The 22,990-nt window shown below is 62.6% G+C and carries 21 protein-coding genes; 12 read left to right on the forward strand and 9 right to left on the reverse strand.

Annotated elements, in window-relative coordinates; translation table 11 throughout:
- The first annotated feature begins 157 nt into the window (after positions 1 to 157).
- Both recN and F0P96_RS12610 read left to right on the forward strand, forming a co-directional pair.
- Positions 158 to 1,837, forward strand: coding sequence for a DNA repair protein RecN (recN, locus tag F0P96_RS12605; RefSeq protein ID WP_151079254.1), 1,680 nt, complete (start codon positions 158 to 160; stop codon positions 1,835 to 1,837).
- Between the two features lie 213 nt (positions 1,838 to 2,050).
- Entirely contained in the window at positions 2,051 to 2,884 is an 834-nt protein-coding gene (locus tag F0P96_RS12610) for an enoyl-ACP reductase FabI (protein WP_151079255.1), read from the forward strand.
- A 203-nt stretch (positions 2,885 to 3,087) separates the two neighbouring features.
- On the opposite strand, the gene F0P96_RS12615 is transcribed toward F0P96_RS12610, so the two are convergent.
- Positions 3,088 to 4,023, reverse strand: coding sequence for a D-2-hydroxyacid dehydrogenase (locus F0P96_RS12615; protein ID WP_151079256.1), 936 nt, complete (start codon positions 4,021 to 4,023; stop codon positions 3,088 to 3,090).
- A 242-nt stretch (positions 4,024 to 4,265) separates the two neighbouring features.
- Between F0P96_RS12615 and F0P96_RS12620 the strand changes: the two genes are divergently transcribed.
- The 4 genes from F0P96_RS12620 (at position 4,266) to F0P96_RS12635 (ending at position 7,966) form a co-directional block, all read left to right on the forward strand.
- The gene (locus F0P96_RS12620; protein WP_151079257.1) at positions 4,266 to 5,048 is read left to right on the forward strand and encodes a rhamnogalacturonan acetylesterase; all 783 of its coding nucleotides are present in this window, start codon (positions 4,266 to 4,268) and stop codon (positions 5,046 to 5,048) included.
- A 125-nt stretch (positions 5,049 to 5,173) separates the two neighbouring features.
- Complete coding sequence (locus F0P96_RS12625) at positions 5,174 to 5,998, forward strand: rhamnogalacturonan acetylesterase (RefSeq protein WP_151079258.1); 825 nt, start codon at positions 5,174 to 5,176, stop codon at positions 5,996 to 5,998.
- The gene (locus F0P96_RS12630) at positions 5,995 to 6,963 is read left to right on the forward strand and encodes a pectinesterase family protein (RefSeq protein WP_235917463.1); all 969 of its coding nucleotides are present in this window, start codon (positions 5,995 to 5,997) and stop codon (positions 6,961 to 6,963) included. Before F0P96_RS12625 ends, F0P96_RS12630 begins: the two co-directional genes overlap by 4 nt.
- 1 nt (position 6,964) lies before the next feature.
- The gene (locus tag F0P96_RS12635; RefSeq protein WP_151079259.1) at positions 6,965 to 7,966 is read left to right on the forward strand and encodes a pectinesterase family protein; all 1,002 of its coding nucleotides are present in this window, start codon (positions 6,965 to 6,967) and stop codon (positions 7,964 to 7,966) included.
- A 12-nt stretch (positions 7,967 to 7,978) separates the two neighbouring features.
- Here the strand turns inward: F0P96_RS12635 and F0P96_RS12640 are convergent, their stop codons facing one another.
- Positions 7,979 to 8,326 (reverse strand): MmcQ/YjbR family DNA-binding protein, encoded by a 348-nt coding sequence (locus F0P96_RS12640; RefSeq protein WP_151079260.1) that lies wholly within the window; start codon positions 8,324 to 8,326, stop codon positions 7,979 to 7,981.
- 605 nt (positions 8,327 to 8,931) lie between these two features.
- On the opposite strand from F0P96_RS12640, the gene F0P96_RS12645 reads away from it, so the two are divergent.
- The 4 genes from F0P96_RS12645 to F0P96_RS12660 all read left to right on the forward strand — a co-directional run bounded on the left by F0P96_RS12645 (position 8,932) and on the right by F0P96_RS12660 (position 15,026).
- Positions 8,932 to 11,535 carry a glycosyltransferase gene (locus F0P96_RS12645; RefSeq protein ID WP_151079261.1) on the forward strand — a complete coding sequence of 868 codons (2,604 nt, stop codon included), beginning with the start codon at positions 8,932 to 8,934 and terminating at the stop codon, positions 11,533 to 11,535.
- Between the two features lie 87 nt (positions 11,536 to 11,622).
- Positions 11,623 to 13,416 carry an ABC transporter ATP-binding protein gene (locus F0P96_RS12650; protein WP_151079262.1) on the forward strand — a complete coding sequence of 598 codons (1,794 nt, stop codon included), beginning with the start codon at positions 11,623 to 11,625 and terminating at the stop codon, positions 13,414 to 13,416.
- Between the two features lie 59 nt (positions 13,417 to 13,475).
- Entirely contained in the window at positions 13,476 to 14,462 is a 987-nt protein-coding gene (locus F0P96_RS12655) for a hypothetical protein (protein WP_151079263.1), read from the forward strand.
- 150 nt (positions 14,463 to 14,612) lie between these two features.
- Positions 14,613 to 15,026, forward strand: a complete 414-nt coding sequence (locus tag F0P96_RS12660; RefSeq protein ID WP_151079264.1) for a hypothetical protein — start codon at positions 14,613 to 14,615, stop codon at positions 15,024 to 15,026.
- A gap of 23 nt (positions 15,027 to 15,049) precedes the next feature.
- On the opposite strand, the gene F0P96_RS12665 is transcribed toward F0P96_RS12660, so the two are convergent.
- The 3 genes from F0P96_RS12665 to F0P96_RS12675 form a co-directional block, all read right to left on the reverse strand.
- Positions 15,050 to 15,727: a metallophosphoesterase gene (locus F0P96_RS12665; protein ID WP_151079265.1), complete on the reverse strand. Its 678-nt coding sequence runs from the start codon at positions 15,725 to 15,727 to the stop codon at positions 15,050 to 15,052.
- An 85-nt stretch (positions 15,728 to 15,812) separates the two neighbouring features.
- Positions 15,813 to 16,313: a hypothetical protein gene (locus tag F0P96_RS12670; RefSeq protein WP_151079266.1), complete on the reverse strand. Its 501-nt coding sequence runs from the start codon at positions 16,311 to 16,313 to the stop codon at positions 15,813 to 15,815.
- A 90-nt stretch (positions 16,314 to 16,403) separates the two neighbouring features.
- Entirely contained in the window at positions 16,404 to 17,072 is a 669-nt protein-coding gene (locus F0P96_RS12675) for an NAD-dependent epimerase/dehydratase family protein (protein ID WP_151079267.1), read from the reverse strand.
- A gap of 99 nt (positions 17,073 to 17,171) precedes the next feature.
- Here F0P96_RS12675 and F0P96_RS12680 point away from each other — a divergent pair, with 99 nt between their 5' ends.
- Positions 17,172 to 17,810: a class I SAM-dependent methyltransferase gene (locus F0P96_RS12680; protein WP_151079268.1), complete on the forward strand. Its 639-nt coding sequence runs from the start codon at positions 17,172 to 17,174 to the stop codon at positions 17,808 to 17,810.
- A gap of 15 nt (positions 17,811 to 17,825) precedes the next feature.
- On the opposite strand, the gene F0P96_RS12685 is transcribed toward F0P96_RS12680, so the two are convergent.
- The 4 genes from F0P96_RS12685 to F0P96_RS12700 form a co-directional block, all read right to left on the reverse strand.
- Positions 17,826 to 18,581 (reverse strand): hypothetical protein, encoded by a 756-nt coding sequence (locus tag F0P96_RS12685; protein WP_151079269.1) that lies wholly within the window; start codon positions 18,579 to 18,581, stop codon positions 17,826 to 17,828.
- 77 nt (positions 18,582 to 18,658) lie between these two features.
- A complete protein-coding gene (locus F0P96_RS12690; RefSeq protein ID WP_160620097.1) occupies positions 18,659 to 19,516 on the reverse strand; it encodes an endonuclease/exonuclease/phosphatase family protein in 858 nt (285 codons plus the stop codon).
- Between the two features lie 52 nt (positions 19,517 to 19,568).
- Positions 19,569 to 19,862, reverse strand: coding sequence for a hypothetical protein (locus F0P96_RS12695; RefSeq protein WP_151079271.1), 294 nt, complete (start codon positions 19,860 to 19,862; stop codon positions 19,569 to 19,571).
- 25 nt (positions 19,863 to 19,887) lie between these two features.
- Positions 19,888 to 20,763 (reverse strand): cation diffusion facilitator family transporter, encoded by an 876-nt coding sequence (locus tag F0P96_RS12700; RefSeq protein ID WP_151079272.1) that lies wholly within the window; start codon positions 20,761 to 20,763, stop codon positions 19,888 to 19,890.
- A gap of 250 nt (positions 20,764 to 21,013) precedes the next feature.
- Here F0P96_RS12700 and F0P96_RS12705 point away from each other — a divergent pair, with 250 nt between their 5' ends.
- Entirely contained in the window at positions 21,014 to 22,759 is a 1,746-nt protein-coding gene (locus F0P96_RS12705; protein ID WP_151079273.1) for a hypothetical protein, read from the forward strand.
- Positions 22,760 to 22,990: the final 231 nt, after the last annotated feature.

Here is a 22,990-nt window from a genome sequence, read left to right on the forward strand (position 1 = left end):
CTGCTGCAAAGCCGTTTTGTTAGCAACCTGCTAAGTTGATTGGGCGCTGCGCTTGCGCTTGTGCTAAATCATTTAGTAGGTTTGTAAACGGCTGACGCGCGGCTGCTTGATGCGGCGGTGGTTGGCAACTCTCTTGTCTCACGCAACCATTGCACCCATGCTGGTTGACCTCCGCATTCAGAACTACGCCCTCATCGAGGCGCTGGAGCTACGCCCGTCGGCGCTGCTCAACATCATAACCGGCGAAACCGGGGCTGGCAAGTCCATCATGCTCGGCGCCATTGGCCTGCTTTTGGGTAACCGCGCCGACAGCAAGCTGCTCTTCAACACCGACAAGAAGTGCGTGATTGAAGGCCAGTTCGACATTTCAGGCTATCAGCTGCAGGACATCTTCGAGGCCGAAGACATCGACTACGACGCGCAGTGCATTCTGCGCCGCGAAATTGCGCCCTCGGGCAAGTCCCGAGCGTTTGTGAACGACACGCCCGTGACGGTGGAAACGCTCCGCAAAATCGGGGCGAACCTGATGGACATCCACTCCCAGCACGACACGCTGTTGCTCGGTGACCCGGTGTTCCAGCTCAACCTCATCGACCTCTACGCCGGCCTGGTGCCGACTCGCACGCAGTACGGCAACGCCTTCCGCCAGTACCGTAAGCTGGCCGCCGACCTCAAGTCGCTCGAAGACCAGGTGGCGCAGGCTAACAAGGAGCTGGATTACCACAGCTTTCTGCTCAGCGAGCTGGAGGACGCCAAGCTCGACGGCGAGGACCAAGAGGCACTGGAAACCGAAATCCAAGAGCTGGAGCACGCCGAGGAAATCAAGCTGAAGCTGGGCGGTGCGCTGCAAGGCCTTTCCGAAGGCGAGTACTGCGCCACCGGCAGCCTGAAAGAAGCGTCGGTGCTGCTGGGGCAGATTGCCGCGTACTCCGAAGCCGCCCGCCAACTCAAGGAGCGTGTCGATTCGTGCCTGATTGAACTGCGCGACGTGGCCGCCGAAGCCGAGCAGGCCGAGCAGCGCACCGAAGCCGACCCCGTGCGCCTCGACGAGCTGCAGCAGCGCCAAAACGTCATTTTCAACCTGCAACGCAAGCACCAGGTGCGCGACATGGCCGAGCTGATTGCCGTGCGCGACGAGTTGCAGCAAAAAGTGGGCTCGGTGCTCAACCTCGACAAGGAAATCAGCCGGCTGCGCAAAGATACCGAGGGCGCCCTGGCCACCGTGCAGAAGCGCGGCACGCTTCTTTCGGAGCAGCGCCGGGCGGCTTTCCCGTTGTTTGAAAAAGAGTTGGCCGATTTGCTCTGCGACCTGGGCATGCCCAACGCCCGCCTCGTGGTGCAGCACCACACCGGCCAGCCCGCCACCTCGGGCCTCGATGTGATTAGCCTGCTTTTCACGGCCAACAAAGGCGCGCAGCCGCAAACGCTGAGCAAAGCCGCTTCGGGCGGGGAATTCTCGCGCCTGATGCTGTGCGTGAAATACCTGCTGGCCGACAAAACCGCGCTGCCCACCATCGTATTCGACGAAATCGACACCGGCATTTCGGGCGAAATAGCCGTGAAAGTGGGCCGCATGATGCAGCAAATGGCCAAGAAGCATCAGCTGATTGCCATTTCGCACCTGCCGCAAATGGCCGCCGCCGGCCACGCGCACTTCTTCGTGTACAAGGAAGACCGCGCCGACCGCACCGTGAGCCGCATCCGCAAGCTGACGGAGGAAGAGCGCATCCGCGAAATTGCCCAGATGATTTCCGGCGCCCGCCCCAGCGAAAACGCTTTCCAGAGTGCCCGCGAGCTGCTGGCTATGCGCGGCGAAAGCGACTTGGTGGCGGCGTAAAGAGCTAAAATACACTAGAACGTCATTCCGAGCGCAGCCGAGGAATCTCGCGTACTGACGCCAGGTAGTAAACTCGATGAGTAGGTTACTATCGGGTTAAACACGCGAGATTCCTCGGCTGCGCTTGGAATGACGTTCTTGGGTTTTACCGCACGTTCGGCACGAAACCCTATTTTTGCCCGTTCTTCCTCTGACTCCGACTTAACCTTCTACATGGCCAACAACCTACTCGCCGGCAAGCGCGGCATCATCTTCGGCGCCCTCAACGAACAGTCTATTGCCTGGAAAGTGGCGCAGCGCTGCCACGCCGAAGGCGCCACGTTTGTGCTCAGCAACGCGCCGCTGGCGATGCGCATGGGCGAAATCAACAAGCTGAGCGAGGAATGCAACGCCCCGGTTATTGCGGCCGATGCCACCTCAGTTGAGGACCTGGAAAAAGTGTTCAGCGGCGCCGTAGAGCAGCTCGGTGGCAAGATTGACTTCGTGCTGCACTCGATTGGCATGAGCCCGAACATCCGCAAGGGCAAAGGCTACGGCGAGCTGAACTACGAGTGGTTTCTGAAGACGCTCGACATTTCGGCGCTGTCGTTTCACAAGATGCTGCACGTGGCCGAAAAGCAGGACGCACTCAACGAATGGGGCTCGGTAGTGGCCTTGTCGTACATCGCCGCCCAGCGCGCCTTCCTCGACTACACCGACATGTCGCAGGCAAAGGCCGTGCTCGAAAGCATTGCCCGCAGCTACGGCCAGCGCCTGGGGCACCTGAAAAAAGTGCGCGTGAACACCGTTTCCCAGTCGCCGACGAAAACCACGGCCGGCGCCGGCATCAGCGGCTTCAACGCGTTCTACGAGTACGCCGAGCGCATGTCGCCGCTGGGCAACGCCCCGGCCGAAGCCTGTGCCGACTACTGCGTGTCGCTGTTCTCGGACCTGACGCGCTTCGTAACGATGCAAAACCTGATGCACGACGGCGGTTTCAGCACTACCGGCATTTCGGAAGGCATTGTGGAGGCCATTACCGCCGCCAGTGCTGGCAGCGAGGCGTAAGTTTTCGACGTAATACCCGAAAAGCCCGGCCGTGAGGCCGGGCTTTTTTTGTTGGGTTGCTATTCAATCTGCCGTCATCCTGAGCAACGTGGAGGACCTTCTCACCGCTGAACAAGTCGCTGTTGCGACCTTCGTTCTGGCGGGAAAAGGTCTTTCGCGGCGCTCAGCAGGACAGATAAAAAGGCTGGAACTAGCTTACTGAATCAGTAGCCCCGCTCCATGTTCACCACATCGGGCAGCGGCTCGCCGTGACGGAAGCGGTGCAGGTTGCGCAAAAACACATCGACTTTGCCTTCGTCTTCGTGGGGCTGGCCGCCGCCGGTGTGTTGGGTGAGCAGCACGTTGGGCAGTGTCCAGAGCGGGTTGTCGGCGGGCAGGGGCTCCTGGCGGGTCACGTCGAGCACGGCGCCGCCGAGGTGACCGGTGCGCAAGGCTGCCACGAGGGCGTGCTCGTCGGTGGTATTGCCGCGGCCTACGCTGGCGTACACGCTGCCGGGTGGCATAGCGCCAATCAGCTCGGCGGAGAAAAAATTGTCGGCCGAGCCAGGCAGGCAGTTGATTACCAGGTCGGTTTGCGGCAAGGCGGCCAGCAGCTCTTCGCGTGAATGCAGCTGCGCCTCGGGGCTGGTGCGGGCCAGCAGTTGCACCGCGCAGCCGAAGCCGCTGAGCTGCCGACGCACCGCCAAGCCGATGGCTCCGGCTCCGAGTATAACCACGCGCTGGTCGCGCAGCAGCCGGAGCGTGGGCCGCAGCGGTCCACCTACCCATTCCCGGCGGCTTTGCAGCAGGGCCAACTCGGGCAGGCGCCGGTAAAGTGCCAGCACCCCGGCTACCATGGTTTCGGCGCAGGGCCAGGCGAAGTAGTCGCCCACGTTGACGACCGGAAAGCCAGGGCGCAAGCCCGTGTACCGCTCGAAGCCCGCCGAATCGATTTGCCAGAACTGCAGCTGCGGCGGAAAGCCAGCGGAAAACCACGCGGCGGGCGGGTTGCCCAGCAGCAGGTGGGCGGATTGCAGCGCCGCTTGCTGCTGCTCAGGGGGTAGATCGAGGCGAAAAGTAGCCACCGTACCGGCCGGCAACTGGGCGAGGAGGTGGGCGCGGGCCGTTTCGGTGAGCGAGGAGTAAACGTACAGGTGCATGGAGCAGCAAAGTGAAAGCGGCGGAGGCATACGTATACGCAGCCAAGCACGGCGGCGCATGAATTGCCGAAGTGACACGCAGAAATTGGTGGCTGCGCCAACGCGGCCAATTGGCAACGTTCCCGGTAACGATGACGCAGAAAAATGCGCTGGGGAGGTGGGGAAGCCGCGGATTTTGCGCTAACATTCCTTGCCCAAGTTCTCTGGTGCGCGGTTGGGGGCGTGCCGTTTTTCCTTCGTTCATGTCTGCTCGCCTTTTTGCCTGCTGCACGGCCGTGTTGCTGACGTTGCTGGCCTGGTTTCCTGCCGCGCCGGGCAAGATTACCGTGTACCTCATCGGCGACTCCACCATGTCCATCAAACAGGTGAAGGCCTATCCCGAAACCGGTTGGGGCATGCCTTTTACCGCGTTTTTTGATGAGACGGTAACCGTAGACAACCGTGCCCAGAACGGCCGCAGCACCCGCACGTTCATCGCCGAAAACCGCTGGCAGCCGGTGGCCGAGGCCCTAAAAGCCGGCGACTACGTATTCATCCAGTTCGGCCACAACGACGAGGTGCCCACCAAAGCCAGCTACACCACCGAAGCCGATTTCCGCACCAACCTCGTGCGTTTTATCACCGAAACGCGGGCCAAAAAAGCCACGCCGGTGCTGCTCACGCCGGTGGCCCGCCGCAAATTCGACGCGGCCGGCAAAATCGAAGAAACCCATGCGGTGTACGCCAACATCGTGCGGGCCGTAGCCCAGGAACAGAGCGTCCCGCTCATCGACCTCGACCAAACCAGCCAGGCCTTGCTGCAGCAGTTCGGCGTCGAAAACTCCAAGCTGCTCTTCAACCAGCTGGCGCCCGGCGAGCATCCCAACTACCCCGACGGCCGCGACGACAACACGCACTTTTCGGAGCTGGGGGCCCGCAAAATGGCCCAGCTGGTGCTGGCCGACATCCGCCGCCTGAAGCTGGAGCTGGCCGACCGCTTGGTGAAGCAGCAAGTCAAGAAAACCGTGGACCCGCAGGCGCGGTAGGGTGCGCTGCACGCACGCGCTGTGCATCGAGCGCGTGCTCATCAACGATTCTCTGCCGCCGAGGTGAGTTGCTAACCATACCAATTACCACAAACGGGGCGTGCGATGTGCCCTGATCAGCTGCTATGAAACACAACGACCCGGCGCGTACCGTGCGCCCCTATATCTTGCTCCTGCTGGTGCTCATGGCCTTCACGGCCCCGGCGCCGCCCAAGAAAATCAAGCTCTACTTGATTGGCGACTCCACCATTGCCCAGAAAATCAAGCAGACCTTTCCCGAAACCGGCTGGGGCATGCCGCTGGGCACGTTTTTCGACTCGACGGTGGTGGTAGACAACCGCGCCCAGAATGGCCGCAGCACGCGCACTTTTCTGGCCGAAAACCGCTGGCAGCCGATTGTGGACGCCCTGCAGCCCGACGATTACGTGCTGATTCAGTTCGGCCACAACGACGAGGCCAAGGACAAGCCGGACCGCTACACCTCGCCGGAAGACTACCGCCGGAACCTGCTGAAATTCGTGGCCGAAACGCGCGCCAAGAAGGCCAACCCGGTGCTCATCACGCCCGTCACGCGCCGCAAGTTCGACAAGGAAGGCCGCATCATGGAAACCCACGTGGAATACTCGGCCGCTACGGCGGAGGTAGCTACGGCCCAGAAAGTACCGCTCATCGACCTCGACCGGATGAGCCGCAACCTACTGCAGCAATACGGCGCCGACGGCTCCAAAGTCCTGTTCCTGCAGCTCGGCCCCGACGAGCACCCCAACTACCCGCAGGGCCGCAACGACAACACACACTTCTCGGAGCTGGGGGCCCGCAAAATGGCGCAATTGGTGGTGTATGAGATGCGGGCGCAGAAGCTGCCGCTGGCCGAACGCATAGCCAAGCCGCTGCCCAAAAACGCCACGCTCACGGCCTCGCCCGCCAACAGTCAACCCACGACTCCGTGAAGCCGCTGCTGTTATTTCTGGTTCTGAGCGGGCTCCTGCTCGAACGAGCTTTCGGCCAAACCACGGCCGCCAAATACGATTTTGTGGTGGCGCAGGACGGCAGCGGGCAGTTTCGCACGGTGCAGGAAGCCTTCAACGCCGTGCCCGATTTCCGAAAGAAAGTCACCACCATTCTGGTGAAAAAAGGCACCTACAAGGAAAAGCTCATTCTGGCCGGCTCGAAGCAGCTGGTGCGGCTGGTGGGGGAGGACCGCGACCGGACCATCCTCACCTACGACGACTACAACCAGAAGAAAAACATCTTCGGCGAAGACAAGGGCACCTCGGGCTCGGCCAGCTGCTACCTCTACGGCACCGATTTTACGGCCGAAAACCTCACGTTCCAGAACTCCTCGGGGCCCGTGGGGCAGGCCGTGGCGCTGTGGGTGGCCGGCGACAAAATGCGTTTCCGCAACTGCCGCTTCCTGGGCTTTCAGGATACGCTCTACACCTACGGCCACGGCAGCCGGCAATTCTACCAGGACTGCTACATCGAAGGCACCGTGGATTTCATTTTCGGCTCCAGCACGGCGTGGTTTGAGAACTGCACCATCTTCTGCAAGCAAAGCGGCTACGTAACGGCCGCTTCCACGCCCGACACCACGCGCTACGGCTACGTGTTCAACCGCTGCCGTATTGTCGGCGACGCGCCCGCGGGCAGTTTCCGGCTGGGCCGACCGTGGCGGCCCTACGCCAAAACCGTGTACCTGCAGTGCGAGCTGGGCCGCCCGATTGCGCCCGAAGGCTGGGACCATTGGGGCAAGGAAACCAACAAGCAAACCGCCTACTACGCCGAGTTTCAGAGCCGCGGCCCCGGTGCGGCGTCCAAGCAGCGCGTGCCCTGGTCGCACCAGCTGACGGAGGATGAAGCCAAGCTCTACACGCTGCCGAACGTGCTACACGGCTGGGACCCCACCAAAGACTAACATGGCCCCCGGAAATCTATTGCTGGCCGCCGCGCTGCTGACTTCGTTTTCTGCCCTGGCCCAAGCAACGCCGCCTGCTACGGCAACCACCCAGGCGCCCGCGCCGCAAATCACGCGCCTGACCGTGGCCGCCGACGGCACCGGCGACTACCGCACCGTGCAGGAAGCCGTGAATGCCGTGCGCGACCTGTCGCAGGTGACGGTAACCATCTTCATTCGCAACGGGGTATACCGCGAAAAACTGGTGGTGCCGGCCCACAAAATCAACGTGCGGCTGGTGGGCGAAAGCCGCGAGGGCACCGTCATCAGCTACGCCGACTACTCCGGCGACGCGGCCAAGCACACCACCTACACGTCCTACACGGTGCTGGTGCAAGGCAACGACTTCACGGCCGAAAACCTCACCATTGCCAACACGGCCGGCCCCGTGGGGCAGGCCGTGGCCCTGCACGTAACCGGCGACCGGGCGCAGTTCCGCCGCTGCCGCTTGCTCGGCCACCAGGACACTTTGTTTGCCGCCGTCGACAACAGCCGGCAGTACTACCAGGACTGCTACATTGAAGGCACGACGGATTTTATCTTCGGCCCGGCCACGGCGGTGTTTGAGGGCTGCACGCTGCACAGCAAGAAGAACTCCTACCTCACGGCCGCCGCTACCCCGCCCAGCCAGCCCTACGGCTTTGTGTTTCTGGGCTGCACGCTCACCGCCGACTCCATTGCCCAGAAAGTATACCTGGGACGGCCTTGGCGGCCCCACGCAAAAACGGTGTTTCTGAACACCACTATGGGGCCCCACATTACGCCCGCCGGTTGGGAAAACTGGCGCAACCCCGCCAACGAAAAAACGGCCTTCTATGCCGAATACCGCTCTGCCGGGCCTGGCGCCACCGCCGCTGGCCGCGTGCCGTGGGCGCACCAGCTCACGGCCAAACAGGCCCGGCAGTACACCCTGAAAGCTATTTTCGGTGGCGCTACGCCGTGGCTGCCCGCTGAAAAGCAGTAAAAACGGCGGGCCTTACAGTGCCAGCGTTTTGCGCACTTTGGCCGGCAGCTTTTCGGCCACCAACCGGTACGACTCCCGAATGTGCTGCTCCCATTGGGCGCGGCCCAGCCGGGCAATGTTGTCGAGGTGCACCCAGTGGTTGCGCGCCATGTAGGGCGCCGGCTTGAAGCCCGGCTGCGCACTGAGCGCGTCAAATTCTTCGACGGGCACCTTGAAGGAGGCCGTGCAGGGCACCTCGTCGGGCGCGGTTACCAAAAACATTTTGCCGCCTACGTTGAAGCACAAATGCACATCCCACTTCACGTCTTCGGTCACGCCCGGCAGCTGCCGGCAGATGGTTTGCAAGTCTTCGATGGTCATGTGGTGGAGAAAGAAGCAAGGCAACGTTCTTTCAAAGCTACTGCTCTTGCCGTCATGTGAGCTGCCTGCCCGTATTACGCAGCCAGTTGCCGGTGCTATATAGCCGAAAAGCGCCATTAGCGCGTGCTAAGCCTGTTTTCGTACATGCAACACCTTGGACTGAACAAACGGTAGTAAAGAATATTAAAAAAACTTAATTGAAATTTTATTGATTATATATATAAATTATTGCACTATATTTACTGACGTAGGTCGGCTGACGACAGCCAATAAGATGTGTCCGGAGCTCCGCCTAGGAGGGTGCCCGGACCGCCGGCGCCGCGCTGTGCGGTTGGCCTACGCACTGCTCTTTGTTGCTGGCTCGGAAAGACCTTGTTGAACGCAGTTGCTAGCGCCCACTCCTTCCTCACACCTTTACACCACTGCTGAAACGTAGCCGCTATTTCAGCCCAACCCCAGCCCCGAACAGCGTTTCTCTGGAACTGACAACGCTGTGACGCGCTGAAACCGGAAAATCCAGCAACCAGTCACTGCCCAGACTGCTCTTCTACAACCTCGCGCACGCAGTAGGTTTAGGCCACTGTGCGCCCTTCACACCTTCGGAGATGACGCAAGAATCTACCCGAGAGATTCGCACGGCTGAGCCGTGCGAAATCGAAACCCAAGAACGAATCCACGTCAAAGGAAAGTTTTTGATGTGGGGTAACGAAAAGTTTTACCTCAAAGGCGTCACCTACGGCACGTTTTGCCCCGATGCCGACGGCAACCAGTATCCGCCCGCCGAAGTCGTGGACATTGATTTTGCCGCCATGGCCGACAACGGCATCAACTCCGTGCGCACCTATACGCCCCCGCCGGTGTATTTGCTCGACAAAGCGCTGGAGTACGGCCTGAAAGTGATGGTGGGCCTGCCGTGGGAGCAGCACCTCACGTTTCTCGACAAACCGGAGCAGGCCCGGCGCATCGTGGCCGACATGCGCGCCCAGGTGCGCGCCCTGCAGCAGCACCCGGCCATTCTGTGCTACGCCATCGGCAACGAAATACCGGCCACCATTGTGCGCTGGTACGGCGAAACCAAAATCACGCAGTTTCTGCACCGCCTCTACAACGCGGTGAAGGCCGAAGACCCCGCCGGGTTGGTGACGTACGTGAACTTCCCGACCACGGAATACCTCACGCTGCCCTTCCTCGACTTCTTCTGCTTCAACGTGTACCTGGAGACGCCGGAGAAGATGAACGGCTACATTGCCAAGCTCCACAACCTCATCGGCGACAAACCGCTGCTGCTGGCCGAAGTGGGGCTCGACAGCCAGCGCAACGGCGTGGAGAAGCAAGCCGAAAGCCTGGCCTGGCAGCTCAAACTCATCTTCGCCAAAGGCTGTGTGGGCACCTTCGTGTTTGCCTGGACCGACGAATGGTGGCGCGGCGGCTTCGACATCGAAGACTGGGACTTCGGCCTCGTCGACCGCAACCGGCAGCCCAAGCCCGCGCTGCACGCCGTAAGCCAGGTGTACGCCGACGCGCCGTTTCCCAACGACGATTTGCCGTTCATTTCGGTGGCCGTGTGCTCCTACAACGGCTCGGCCACCATCCGCGACACCCTGGAGGGGCTGATGGCGCTGGACTACCCCAATTTTGAGGTAATTGTGGTGAACGACGGCTCCACCGACAACTTGCTGGACATCGTCAGCGAGTACGACGTGCAACTCATCAGCACCGAAAACCAGGGCCTGAGCAACGCCCGCAACACGGCCCTCTACGCGGCTCAGGGCGAAATCGTGGCCTACATCGACGACGACGCCTACCCCGACCCGCAGTGGCTGCGCTACCTGGCCTACGCGTTCCTGAGCTCCGACCACGCCGGCATTGGCGGCCCCAACCTGCCGCCCGCCGACGACGGCCTGATTGCGCATTGCGTGGCCAACGCCCCCGGCGGCCCCGTGCACGTGCTCACCACCGACGAGCTGGCCGAGCATATTCCGGGCTGCAACATGGCGTTTCGGCGCGAGGTGCTGCTGGAAGTCGGCGGCTTCGACCCCATTTACCGCGCCGCCGGCGACGACGTGGACCTGTGCTGGCGCGTGCTGCACACCGGGCGCACCATTGGGTTTCATGCCGCCGCCTTTGTCTGGCACCACCGCCGCAACTCGGTGAAAATGTACTGGCGCCAACAAAAAGGCTACGGCAAGGCCGAGGCGCTGCTGGAAGGCAAGTGGCCGCAGAAATACAACAGCTTCGGGCACCTTTCCTGGACCGGCCGCATCTACGGCAACGGCCTCACGCTGCCCATTCAGATGGGCAAACGCAAGATTTTCCACGGCACCTGGGGCTCGGCTCTGTTTCAGTCGGTCTACGAGCAGGCGCCCAACTCCGTGGCCTACCTGCCGCTTATGCCCGAGTGGTTTCTGCTGATGGGGCTGCTGGCCGTGCTGTCGGTGCTGTCGGTGCTGTGGCAGCCGCTGCTGTGGGCTCTGCCGCTGCTCGTTGTCACCTGCCTGGTGGTACTGACGCAGGCCGCCCTCAGCGCCGCCCGCGCCGACATGCGCCACGTGCACGGGCGGTTTACCAAAGCGCGGCTGTTTGCCCTCACCACGCTGCTGCACCTCATGCAGCCCGTGGCACGCCTCTACGGCCGCATCCAGCACGGCCTCACGCCGTGGCGCAAGCGCAGCAGCGGCGAGCAGTCGTTCAGCGGCCTGCTCCAGCTCACCAAGTGCCAGGAATCCTGGTCGGAGGAGTGGCACCCCGCCGAAGAACTGCTGGCGCGGGTGGAGCACGACCTGCTGAGCCGCAAAGTGCGCGCCCGGCGCGGCGGCACCTTCGATAGATGGGACCTGCAGGCGAGTTGCAGCTTCTTCTCCGGAGCGCGGGCCATCATGGCCATCGAAGAGCACGGGGGCGGCCGCATGATGATCAAGTTCAAGTCGTGGTCGGTGCTGAGCCAGTCGGCCTACGTCATCATCGGGCTGCTGCTCGGCCTCTCGGTCCTTGCGGTAGCCGGCCAGGCCTACGTGCTGATGGACGTGTTGCTGATGCTGACAGTTCTCTTCGTCGGCCACTGCCTGCTGGATATGTCCCGCTCGATGAGCGACCTGGCGCAAGCCTTCAATAGCCTGTCGGCCCCGCAGGCGGCGCCTGCCCGCAACGTTGTGCTGCACGCTCCGGTCCTGAGCGAACAGCTCGACTACGGCAACTACAAGCTGGCCTAACCGCCCCGCCCACCCGACAGCCTCGCTCCTGAGCCGGCTGCCGGGTGGGCAAGCCGTTCCGATTTGCGCCACCTGCTCCTCTGCCTCATGAATACCGTTCAACTGCTTGCCCGCTTGTCGAGGTACGTATTTCGCTACGCCGGCCAGCTCGTTTTTCTGATTATCATCGGCCTCCTCGGGGTCGTGTTTGAGGTGCTCAAGCCGCTGCCCATCAAGCTCGTCATCGACAACGTGCTGGGCAGCCAGCCGGTGCCGGCCCTGCTCACCCGCCTGACGGGGCCCGCGGCTTTCGTGCACGACAAAAGCCAGCTGCTGCTGGCGTTGGTTGTCTTCACGGGCGTCGTTACCATTGGCGGGGCGGTATTCTCGGCGGCCGTGGTGCGCCTGACGGTGGCGCTGGGCCGCAAGCTGGTGTACGACCTGTCGCTGGAGCTGTACCGCAAGCTGCAGCAAATGTCCCTCACGTTCTACGCCCAAAACAAGCTCGGTGACCTGCTCACGCGCATCACCGGCGACGTGTTTGTGGTGTACTTCGTGGTGGCCCAGATCATCGTACCGGCCATCATTTCGGTGGTGTGCATGGGCGCCATGCTCTACGTGATGGTACAGCTGGATCTGGTGCTGGCCCTCATTGCCATATCGGTGGTGCCGCTGCTGATTCTGGCCCTGGCGCTGTTTTTTAAGCCCATGGACCAAACCACGGCCGCGCAGTTTGCCCGGCAGGGCGAACTGTCGGCCTTCGTGCAGCAAAGCCTGACGGGCATCAAAACCATCCAGAGTTTTGCCCGCGAGCAGCTCATGTTTCAGAAGCTGGAGCAGCAGGCCGCCGATTTCGGCAACGCCTTCCAGAAAGCCACCGTGGTGGGCACCACCTACAACCAGCTGACAGCCCTGATAACCGGGCTGGCGGCGGCGGCGCTGCTGGGTGTGGGGGCCTACCGCGGCTTGCAGGGCCACCTCACCGCCGGCGACCTGTTCATCTTCATCGGCTACGTGAGTGCGCTCTACGCGCCCGTCAACGCCCTGTCGACGGCGGTGGGCGCGGCCATTGCGGTGGTGTCGCGCAGCCGGCGGGTATTCGAGATTCTCGACTCCGAGGACGTGGTGCCGGAAGTGCCCGGCGCCGTGGCCCTCGACGCCAGCGGCCTCATCACCTTTCACGACGTGAGCTTCGGCTACGCCACCAGCAGCGGCCCGCCGCGCGAGGTGCTGCAGGGCATCAGCTTTCAGGTGCTGCCGGGGCAGGTTATTGCCATTGTAGGGCCCACGGGCGCCGGCAAAACCTCCATTATTTCGCTGCTGCTGCGGTTTTACGACCCCTGGCGCGGCCACATTTCCCTCGACGGCCTCGACCTGCGCGAGCTGCAGCTGCAGTCGTTGCGCGAAAACATGTCGCTGGTGCTGCAGGAGCCGCTGCTGTTCCCCATTTCCATCCTCGACAACATCCGTTTCGGCAACCCCGAGGCCACGATGGAGGAAGTGGTGGAAGCGGCCCAGGCCGCGCAGGCCCACGACTTCATCCGGAAGCTGCCCGACGGCTACGATACCGTGGTGGGCGAGCTGAGCGCCACGCTGTCGGGCGGCGAAAAGCAGCGCATTGCCATTGCGCGGGCCTTCCTCAAAAAAGCGCCCATCCTGATTCTGGACGAGCCCACTTCGGCCCTCGACAGCCTCACCGAAGCCCGCATTTTCAAGGCCCTCGACCGGTTTGCCCAGCGCAAAACCGTGTTCATCATCTCGCACAAGTTCTCGACCATCCGCCACGCCGACCAGATTGTCATCATCAAAGACGGGCAGGTGGCCGAGCACGGCACCCACCAGGACTTGCTGGCCCGCGGCGAAGTGTACGCCGACCTGTACAAGCACCAGCACATTTCCTGACGGCCCTCGGCCCGGCAACGGTGCCGGCATTTTCGTTTCATCCCCTTTTTCGCGCTGCTATGGCTATTACCTACCGAATGAACACCGATGCCGACGAAGCTGCGCTGGTGGATTTGTGGACCCGCCACTCCGATTGGGGCAGCCTCACCGTCGACGAATGGGAGCATAAGTTTCTGCGCACGCCCGGCGGCCCGGCCACTTTTGTGCTGGCCGTGGAAGACGACACCCAGGAAATTGTGGCCCAGACCGCCTACGTGCCGTACCCCATCGTCGCCAACGGCCACGAAATAACCGCATTCCGGCCCTTTGGCATTATCGTCAACGAGAGCTTCCGCAGCAAATCGGGCTTTTTGCGCATGCAGCAGATGGTCATCAAGATGTACACGATGGCCGCCGACCAATTCGCCAGCCAGGGCGTGGATTTGCTGTTTATGATGCCCGACCCGCGCTGGTCGCGCATTGTGAAAATGATGCCCTTTTTCCAGACGACCACGTTTCCGCTCTGGAGCCACCCGCTGCCGCTGAGCCAGCCGGAGCCGCTGCCCAGCGGCTACGCGGTGGCACCCATCGAGCCCGGCGACGCCCGCATCGACGAGTTGTGGCAGCAGGCAGCCGGGCTGTACCGGTGCATGGTGACCCGCGACACGCGCACGCTGCCCTGGAAAATCAGCCACGGGGCCTACCAACTGTTCGGCGTGAGCCACCAGGGCCAGCTAGTCGGGTTTTTTGCCTCCATTGCGAAGCGAAAAGACAACCAGTGGCTGCTAACCGATATGGTAACGGCCGACAACCACGCCGCCCTGCAGGCCACGCTGCGCGCCGCGTGCCTGGTTGTCCAGGAGCAGTACGAGCGGTTGCCGGAAGAAGACCGAGTGGCCTACCGCAAGATTGCCGTGCTCAGCACGCCGCCCATGGAGCCGGTGTTGCAGCAGCTGGGTTTCCAGCGCGACAAATACGATTTCCTGCTGGTGGTGCACGCCCTCAACAAGAAGCTCACGAAGGAGCAAGTGTCGCCGGCGCAGTGGTACGTTAGCGCCAACGACTAAGCAGACGACGGTTTTGCGGTTGGCTTTTAGGTTCAGAGTAGGGTAGGCAGGCTCCTGGTACAACCCTGCCCCAGGGCAGAGCGTTGAACGAAAGAGCCCCGGGCTGCGTCCGGGGCTCTTTCTTCTGTTGATTCCTTCCCGCTTCCGCGTATGCAAGCCCAACACTCCCTCGAAACGGTGCTCGACACCCTGCAGAAAAAGCTGTCCTTCTTCCAAAACCTGGTGCTGGTAGCCGCCGCCGACCGCCGCCTCGACAAGCAGGAAGGCGACTTTCTGCTGGAAATCGGCAACCGCCTCGGCCTCACCTCCGCCCAGGTGCGCCCCATAGCCGACAACCTGAGCGTGCTCAGCTTTGTGGTGGCGTCGGATGGGCTGCAGCGCACCCTGGAGCTGCAAACCCTGGTGCAAATGATGCTGCAGGACGGCCAGATTGACCCGCGCGAGTACGGCCTGTGCCTGGAATACGCCAACCGCATCGGCTACAGCAAAGACATTCTCGACGACATGGTGTCGCAGCTTTCGGGCGGGCAGCCCCTGAAAGGCATGCCGCCGACGGTGAGCTAACCACCGCCCTACGCCACCGAAAATTAGCGGCCCTTCACGCCGGGGTAGAGCCCGGGCACCGGGTCGCTCTGCACAAACGCTTTGGTGCGCACGTTCAGCAGGGTCAGGCGGCCGCCGTAGCCGGCGCCTTGGTCGAGGTTCCACACGTTGTGGCGCTGGCAGGGCACCGGGCTGGCGGGCCAGGTGGGCGTGTGGCCGATGAAGCATTCGGCGTAAGCCGTGGCCGTCTGGTGGCCGCGCCACAGCTCCCGCGTCCAAATCAGGTTGTAGGGGTCTTGCGCGGCAATGGGCTGGGAGGGCTCGTAGCCGGCGTGCACGTAGAGGCGGCCGTCGTCCTCGAAATAAGGTCGCTGCTGACCGAAAAAGTCGCGTAGATGCCACCGGCGCTGCTCGGGCGGCACTTGCTGGTAGGCCGCGAACGTGGCCCGGCCGCCTTGCTGGTACCAGTTGGGGTTCACGTCCTCCAGCGGTAGTTCAGTAGCCAGCCATTCGGCGGCCCACCAGTCGTGGTTGCCTTGCAGCCAGATGCTGTTCGGAATGCCCAGCAGCCGCTCCACGCAGGCCGGCGTGTCGGGCCAGCCGTCGGCTACATCGCCGAGGTGAATGAGGCGGTCGGTGCCGGGGCGGAAGGGGCTGCGCGCCAGCACCTGCTCCAGGGCGCGGGCGGCCCCGTGAATGTCGCCGAGGACGTAGGTTTCCATAGGTATTATACGGCCGCCTTGTTTTGCGTCCCGGTTTCGGAGCAAGGCAGCCACTTAGCCGGGCGGTTGCGGATCTGGCCGCCAGTTACGTCCGCAGCCACCGCGTCATGCGCGGAAAGCTGTCCGCGGTGGTCAGGCCCATCCACGCCAGTAGGGGCAAGCCGAGGTAGTGGCCGCGCTCGTAGTTTTCGATGAGCCACGCGCTTTGGCCCTTGTAGCCATCGGGGTGAAACACCACCTCGGGCGGCAGTTGCAGGGCTTGGCTAGCGGCAAAGCTCCAAGCCAGCACCGCCAGCTCCTCGCCTTCTTTTTCCGGATGGCCGGCCGTGATGTTGCCGCCCAGCCGCGGGCGGTCGGCGGCGGGTGTCACGGCTATGTGGCCGGCTTCGTGCAGGATGTCGCCGGGGTGCAGCAAGCGGCTGCGGTCGATTACCAGCTGGCCCGCGTCGATGAGCAGACCCGGCAGAAAAGTGGCGGTGCCGGCAAGCGACGCCTCGCGCACTTCCACCCCGATGGCGCGCACAAACGTCAGCAGCGTATTAATTGGCGCAGCGGGTATAGCAGCTTCGGCGGCAGGAGAAAACATAGCAAACGGCACAAAAGGAAAATAGGGCAGAGTCTTTACGAGGGCAGAACCGGCCCGCAAACGTAACGGACGGCCACCATTGGCCTTCGGCTACCCTGCCTTCGCCAGCGCCACGATGTCGGGCACTTCCAGCACGCGCTTGGGATAGCCGCGCCGCACCACGTTAATCATGGCCAGGGCCTGTTCGCGCAGTGTGGACACGTAGCGCGGCAGCACGCGGCGCAGCGCCGGGTAGAGCCAGGTAATGGCCGGGTACCAGCGCGGCACGTTGTGCAGGCCCGGTGTGGGGTGCATGTAGCCCGGCCGGAACATGTAGGCCCCGCCGCCGAAAGGCAGGCGCAACAGCTCGTTTTCGGTGCGGCCTTTCACGCGGGCCCACATCGAGCGGCCCTGCGCGGTACTGTCAGTGCCGACGCCCGATACGTAGCAGAACGTGAGGTCGGGGTTCTGGCGCAGCAGCGTCTCGGCCACGTGCAGCGTCAGGTCGTGGGTCACGCGGGTGTAGTCTGCCTCGCTCATGCCCACCGACGAGGTGCCGAGGCAGAAAAAGCAGGCGTTGTAGCCCGTCAGCTGGCTTTCGATGGGAGAGAGGTTGTAGAAATCGGCGTGCAGTAGCTCGCGCAGCTTGGGGTGCCGCACGCCAGTGGGCTTGCGCGTGAGTACCAGTACCTGCTCCACGTCGGGGTGAGCGAGGCATTCGTGCAGCACGCCTTCGCCCACCATGCCGGTGGCGCCCGTGATGATGGCTCTGATTTTCATAGGGGGATGCAGTGAGGTTTCCGCGGCAGACGCGCTGCCGGCCAACTTACCTTAATTTGCCTCCGCCGGGCCGCTGAGCCAGGCCCGGCCCAATACCCCATGAACATCCAGCAAGCCTACAACGCGTGGTCGGAGAGCTACGACGCCGTCGTCAACAAAACGCGCGACCTGGAAGCCCGTGCCATCCGGGCCCTGGTGCCGGCTGGCCCCTACGCCGAGGTGATTGAGCTGGGCTGCGGCACCGGCAAAAACACCGTGTGGCTGGCTGCGCAGGCCGGGCACCTGACGGCCGTGGATTTTTCGGCCGACATGATGGCGCAGGCCCGGCAAAAACTGCCGCTGCCGCACATCACCTTTCAGCAGGCCGATGTGACGCAGCCCTGGGCCTTTGCCGACCCCGGCGCTGTCGACCTGGTCACGTGCAGCCTCATCCTGGAGCACATTCCCGACCTCGACGTGGTATTTGCCCAGGCCAGCCGCGCCCTTCGGCCCGGCGGCTTGTTCTACATCGGCGAGCTGCACCCCTTCAAGCAGTACCAAGGCAGCAAAGCCCGCTTCGATACCGCCGCGGGCCACACGTTTGAGTTGCAGTGCTACGTGCACCACCTCTCCGACTACACGGAAAGCGCTCGGCAGCACGGCTTCGGAGTCGCCCGCCTGCAGGAGTGGTTCGACGAAGACGACCGCACCGGCCCGCCGCGCATTGTGGCGCTGCTGTTGGAAAAACAAACGGCGTAAGCCGGCGCCGCTCGGTTATTTCTGTTTGGTGAGCGGCAACTGGTTGTGCTGCACCACCAGGGTGTCGCCCACGTTCAGGCGGCTCAGTGTGGTTTCGTTCACGATGTTGAAGGCGTTGCGGTACCCGATGCTGCAGCTCTGCCCGTTGGTGCCCGACACGAAAATGTAGGAAAGCAGGGCCATGCGGGCTTGCGCCCCGTTCAGCTCCAACACGTACAGCGGGTGGTATTCCAGCCGTTCGGCGTAGCCGGTGGAGCCGGGCAGCGGCGACCAGGAATACGTAGGCGTCAAGCCCAGAACTTCTTTGGTAAACAGGCGGCAGCGGTCGGCAAACAGCGGCATGAAATCCGACTGCGCTACGTTGTCGGCCAGTACCAGGTGCTCGGCCGATTGGGCGGCCGCGTACACGCCCGAGTAGGTAGTGTTGGCAGCGGTGGTGAGCTTCAGCGACCCTTGAATGGGCGTGTTGGCCGGCCGGGGGGTGGTAAACGTCAGGTCGACGGCCGCAAAGGGGGCTACCGGCCCCGGCGAGCCGTACAGCAGGCCGCCGTACCAGCGTTGGCTGAAGCGCTGAATCAGCTGCACGTCTTTCACCTCGCCCTGACGGGTGTACATGCGCACAGGGCCGGCCACGAAGTCGGCGGCCGTAGCCGAGTACGTGCCCGAAGCATCAAAAGAGGGTTTCTGTTCTTCTTCCTTGGGGTCGTTGGTGCAGGCGGCCAGGGTGCCAAGGGCTAGGAAAGCGGCTGTAGCGGTGCGAATAAGAAACATGTAGGGGTGGGGTGAGTGAATAGTGTTTTCAAAGATACTGCGCGGGTATACTGCTCCGCAAATGGTGGCCGGGCCGGCTACAACAGCCGCAACCGGCAATAGGTAGCGGGGTGGTCCGACACGTTTTCGCTGCGCGGAATAATGCCGACTTCGCGGGTGCTGAACCGCCCGGCGGAAAGGTAAATGCGGTCGATGGCGCCCCGATTGATGGGCGTGGGAGCCAGTACGTCGGTGTAGTCGGCGGGCGGCAGCTCGGGCACGGCGGTTTGGTTGAAGTCGCCCAGGATGAGCTGGGTGTCGCCGGCCCGCTCGCGGAAATAGGCTGCGGCCGTGCGCGCGGCCGGCTCCGAGGGCTGGAAGTGCAGCGAATACACCCGCACCCGGCGCGGGCCCACCCGCAGCTCGGCCGACAAGATGCTGCGCCGCTGCCACACGCTCACGTACTCGTTTTCGCGGTTGTCGATGCCCTCGATGGGAAAGCGCGTGAGAATGGCGTTGCCCCACTCGCCGCGGGCGGGCTTCACGCCGGGCGGCTCGTTGTGGCCGTGCGCGCCAAAAGCGTAGTTCATGCGCAGACGGGCGGCCAGCTGTTCCAGCAGGTCTTTGGTATCCACGTTGGAGCGGTTGCGCGGCACTTCCTGCAAGCAAATGATGTCGGGGTGCACGCGGCTTAGCACCCGGGCCAGGCTGTCGAGGTGAGCGGCCGAGCCGCCGCGCTGCGCGGCATCCCAGGGGTCCTGCCCGTTGCGAAACCCCAGCTGAATGTTGTAGGTCACGCAGGTGAGCAGGCTGTCGGGCTGGGCGCCGGGTACAGCGTTCAGGTAGTAGGCGGTGCGGGTTTTGTAATCGGGAAACAGCTTTTTGCAGCCGCCCAGCGTCAGAATCGAGGCCAGCGCCAGCGTCAGCAGCAACAGAACAGACGGGCGGTACGGCATGGAATAGGCCAAGAGAAGAGGGCTAACGTCGGGGCACTTCAGGCAGCGGCATTTAGCCCACCACGTTGAAGGCAATGAGCATGGCCGTGAGAAAGATGAAGACCAGGCCGATGAGAAACACGCCGTCGGCCACGCGCTCATAGGCCGCGCTGCGGGGCGTGGAGTCGCGCATGGAGAGGAACGAAAGGATGCTGCTGCTGATGAAAAACAGCGCCGCCACGGCCGTCAGCTCGTCGATGAAGGTGGCCGTGGAGCGGTTGGTCACGCGCAACGAGGTGAGGACGATAAAGCACAGCCCCAGCAGGTTCGACGAGGTATTGAGAATGTGCGGGGCTTTGTTTTTCACGGCGGCAAGGGGCGCTGGTGGCCCGCTAGTGGTAGTCGTTGGGCTCGATGTGCACCAGCACCTGCCCCAGCTCGGGCAGCTGCGCGTGCAAGGTGTCGGCCAGCCGGTGGGCAATGGCGTGGCCTTCGGTTACCGAAATATCCCCGTCGACCATAGCGTGCAGGTCGATGTGGTACTTCATGCCGGCTTTACGCACGTAGCACTTCTCGGTGCCCCGCACCCCCGGCACCTGCGCGGCCACTTGCCGAATGGCGTCTACGAGGTCGTCGTAGAGGTGTTCGTCGAGGATTTCGCCCAGCGCGGGCCGGAAAATCAGGTAGCTGTTGTAGAGAATGAAGCCCGCGGCCAGCAGGGCAGCCCAGTCGTCGGCCGCCTCGTAGCCCTTGCCCATCAGCAGGGCAATGGAAATGCCGATGAAGGCCGCTACCGACGTAATGGCGTCGCTGCGGTGGTGCCAGGCATCGGCTTTCAGGGCCGAGCTGTTGGTTTCGCGGCTCTTGCGCATCATCACCCGAAACGAGTACTCCTTCCAGCCGATGATGGCCCCCAGCACCAGCAGCGTGTAGGGCTTGGGCAGCGCGTGCGGGGTGCGAATGTTCTGCACGCTCTCGTAGGCAATGACCAGCGACGAGATGATGAGGAAGCCCACGACCAGAAACGTGACCAGCGGCTCGATGCGCCCGTGGCCGTAGGGGTGGTTTTTGTCGGCGGGGCGGGCGGCGTATTGCAGGCCGAAGAGCACCAGAAACGAGGAAAACACGTCGGCCGTCGACTCGATGGCGTCGGCAATGAGGGCGTAGGAGTTGCCGAAGTAGCCGGCCAGCCACTTCACCAGCGCCAGCACCACGTTGCCCAGAATGCTGAAGTACGTGGCCTTGATGGCGGTTTTCTCGTGACTCATAGGGAAGCTATACGGCCGGCCGCGCACCGGCAGCGGCCAACCGGGCCCGAAGGTCGGCATTCTTGCCGCGCGGCCCAACTTAGCGGGCCGCTATTGCTCGGGGCAGCGGCACCACCGGCCGCCGCCCGAAATACCCGGAAGTAGGTATAGGTGGCGGACAACCTCCTGAGTAGCTTTGTTCTTCCGAAGTTGCGGCCGGTGGCCGTCGGGTCGGCAAACACATTGCTCCACCTTTATTGCCCGCCACTTTATGGCCTACTCCTACAGACTGATTCTGTTGCTGATTACCGCGCTGCTCTTCTCCGTGAGCAGCTGCAAAAAGGAAACCGGCGAACTGCACGAGCCGGAAGACACGGCCACCGTCACGCTCGACAAAACCACCGCCGTGCCCGGCGACGTGGTGCTGCTGACCTTCTCCAAAACCCTGGAAAACAAACCCGGTTGGGAAGTCACGCTGGGCGGCCGCAAGGTGGTGGTGGGCCGCGTGAGCGACACCGAAGCGGGTTTCATCGTGCCCGAAATGCCCAGCGGCGCCACCAGCCTCGACCTCTCGGCCCTCGGCTTCAAGAAGGCCCAAAGCCTGACCATCGGGCAGTATACCGCCATTCAGGATCCGGCCGCGGTGTTTGCCGACTTCCAGACGCGCCTGACTACGGCCGTTGCCTACACCGAGGGGCTGACCCGCACCAGCACCTTCCCGCTGCCGGCCCAGAACCTGGCCGTGCTCAAGAACCTGCAACAAAGCCTACCGGCCATGTACGCCGCCGCCACGCCCGCCCAAAAGCTGGAAGCGGCCTACCTCGTGCGCCAGCTGGCCTTCGAGCAGACGGATTTTACCACTTATGGCGAGAAGACAGCCAACGACAACCCGGCCGATAAGCTCTCTAAAATGGTAACGCCTTACGCCCAGGCACGCATCAAGCTGGCCGTTACCATCGGCGTGATGGTCGCGGGCACTGCGGTAGCCAGTCCCCTGATTGTGGGTATTGGGTCGGTTGCCATGCTCTATCAGCTCAACAAGACCCTCAAGATGCAGGATGAAATCCTGAATACGGCGGCCATTGCCGCCAGCATCACCGACTACTCCAACCGCACCACCGACGCTACCGCCGGTCTTTTGACGCTTCCCAACAACATTGCTAAAATTACCCGCATCGAGGCCACCTACCGCACTGTGCAGGTGGGGGATGCTTCGGGCCCCGCGTTTCTGCAGCAACTGCTGAAAGGGGTCGACGAAGTGAAATCCGTGCATGCCCGGCTGCAAGCGGCCATCGACCAGATCAAACAGTGGTTGCTGGGTAGTGCCACCAACCTTGCTCCATTTGTGGGAGCCAAAACCCAGGCCGCTACGGCTACCCTCTATATTCCGGCTCGTTTGCTGAGGGTGGGGTCCGTATCCAACCAAGCTATTGACCTCTCGGCTACGGCACCGGCTACCGGCGACCTGCTCACGCTCAAAGCCTACAGCAACCTCACCGTGACAACGCCTTTTACCTTCGAGGTGAGCTACGAGAATGCCACGTTGGGGGTGAACGTCAAGAAACTTGTTACCGCCGAATTTGTACCCGCCAGTTTCTGCCCGGTTATCTCGCAGGCAACGATGCTGCTGCTCACCGGAACCGGCAGCAAAACGTGGCGCTTGGTGCGGGAAGTCCATACCTCAACTAGTGGTAGTGGTACCTGGCAACCAGCTGCAGGAGCAACCATACGGTATGTATTCGATACCCAAGGACGTATTACTTACGATGCAGCCAGCATCGGCTCTACTACTGTCTCGGGCGCGCACTATACCTATTCCCTGTACCCAAAAGGAGTTACCGTGGTACGTCCGTTCTGCAATGACACGCAATACTTGCTGGCTAACCAATTGTGGGTGCCAGACTCTTATTACGGTACTTCGAGTGTTTACACCATCGACAGCATTACGGCTACTTCCTTACGCATTTCGTTCTCGACTGGCCCAGGCAGCCTCTCGTTTATGGAGCTTGTCAACTGAGTTTGTCAAACGCTTTTAGCAGCAACCCCCATCCCACAACCGCCCCGCCTGCACCCAGGCGGGGCGGTTGCGTAATAGACGAAGCAACCCGCACAGCCGCTTTTCCGGTGCCGGCTAGTCGGCGGGGCCTTTCATACTTCCAAAACCCCGCGCCGTCTAGACGGCAGGCACTTTCCGATGCCACTGAACCCGGTGCCGTCTAGACGACGGGCACTTTCGCACTCTGCGAAA

Source organism: Hymenobacter busanensis, assembly GCF_008727865.1.
In the GTDB taxonomy this organism is placed as follows: Bacteria; Bacteroidota; Bacteroidia; order Cytophagales; family Hymenobacteraceae; genus Solirubrum; species Solirubrum busanense.

Excerpts from the sequence above, each read along its gene's own strand:
- recN (WP_151079254.1), top strand. The coding sequence starts at position 158 with ATGCTGGTTGACCTCCGCATTCAGAACTACGCCCTCATCGAGGCGCTG.
- F0P96_RS12610 (WP_151079255.1), top strand. The coding sequence starts at position 2,051 with ATGGCCAACAACCTACTCGCCGGCAAGCGCGGCATCATCTTCGGCGCC.
- F0P96_RS12615 (WP_151079256.1), bottom strand. The coding sequence starts at position 4,023 with ATGCACCTGTACGTTTACTCCTCGCTCACCGAAACGGCCCGCGCCCAC.
- F0P96_RS12620 (WP_151079257.1), top strand. The coding sequence starts at position 4,266 with ATGTCTGCTCGCCTTTTTGCCTGCTGCACGGCCGTGTTGCTGACGTTG.
- F0P96_RS12625 (WP_151079258.1), top strand. The coding sequence starts at position 5,174 with ATGAAACACAACGACCCGGCGCGTACCGTGCGCCCCTATATCTTGCTC.
- F0P96_RS12635 (WP_151079259.1), top strand. The coding sequence starts at position 6,965 with ATGGCCCCCGGAAATCTATTGCTGGCCGCCGCGCTGCTGACTTCGTTT.
- F0P96_RS12640 (WP_151079260.1), bottom strand. The coding sequence starts at position 8,326 with ATGACCATCGAAGACTTGCAAACCATCTGCCGGCAGCTGCCGGGCGTG.
- F0P96_RS12645 (WP_151079261.1), top strand. The coding sequence starts at position 8,932 with ATGACGCAAGAATCTACCCGAGAGATTCGCACGGCTGAGCCGTGCGAA.
- F0P96_RS12650 (WP_151079262.1), top strand. The coding sequence starts at position 11,623 with ATGAATACCGTTCAACTGCTTGCCCGCTTGTCGAGGTACGTATTTCGC.
- F0P96_RS12655 (WP_151079263.1), top strand. The coding sequence starts at position 13,476 with ATGGCTATTACCTACCGAATGAACACCGATGCCGACGAAGCTGCGCTG.
- F0P96_RS12660 (WP_151079264.1), top strand. The coding sequence starts at position 14,613 with ATGCAAGCCCAACACTCCCTCGAAACGGTGCTCGACACCCTGCAGAAA.
- F0P96_RS12665 (WP_151079265.1), bottom strand. The coding sequence starts at position 15,727 with ATGGAAACCTACGTCCTCGGCGACATTCACGGGGCCGCCCGCGCCCTG.
- F0P96_RS12670 (WP_151079266.1), bottom strand. The coding sequence starts at position 16,313 with ATGTTTTCTCCTGCCGCCGAAGCTGCTATACCCGCTGCGCCAATTAAT.
- F0P96_RS12675 (WP_151079267.1), bottom strand. The coding sequence starts at position 17,072 with ATGAAAATCAGAGCCATCATCACGGGCGCCACCGGCATGGTGGGCGAA.
- F0P96_RS12680 (WP_151079268.1), top strand. The coding sequence starts at position 17,172 with ATGAACATCCAGCAAGCCTACAACGCGTGGTCGGAGAGCTACGACGCC.
- F0P96_RS12685 (WP_151079269.1), bottom strand. The coding sequence starts at position 18,581 with ATGTTTCTTATTCGCACCGCTACAGCCGCTTTCCTAGCCCTTGGCACC.
- F0P96_RS12690 (WP_160620097.1), bottom strand. The coding sequence starts at position 19,516 with ATGCCGTACCGCCCGTCTGTTCTGTTGCTGCTGACGCTGGCGCTGGCC.
- F0P96_RS12700 (WP_151079272.1), bottom strand. The coding sequence starts at position 20,763 with ATGAGTCACGAGAAAACCGCCATCAAGGCCACGTACTTCAGCATTCTG.
- F0P96_RS12705 (WP_151079273.1), top strand. The coding sequence starts at position 21,014 with ATGGCCTACTCCTACAGACTGATTCTGTTGCTGATTACCGCGCTGCTC.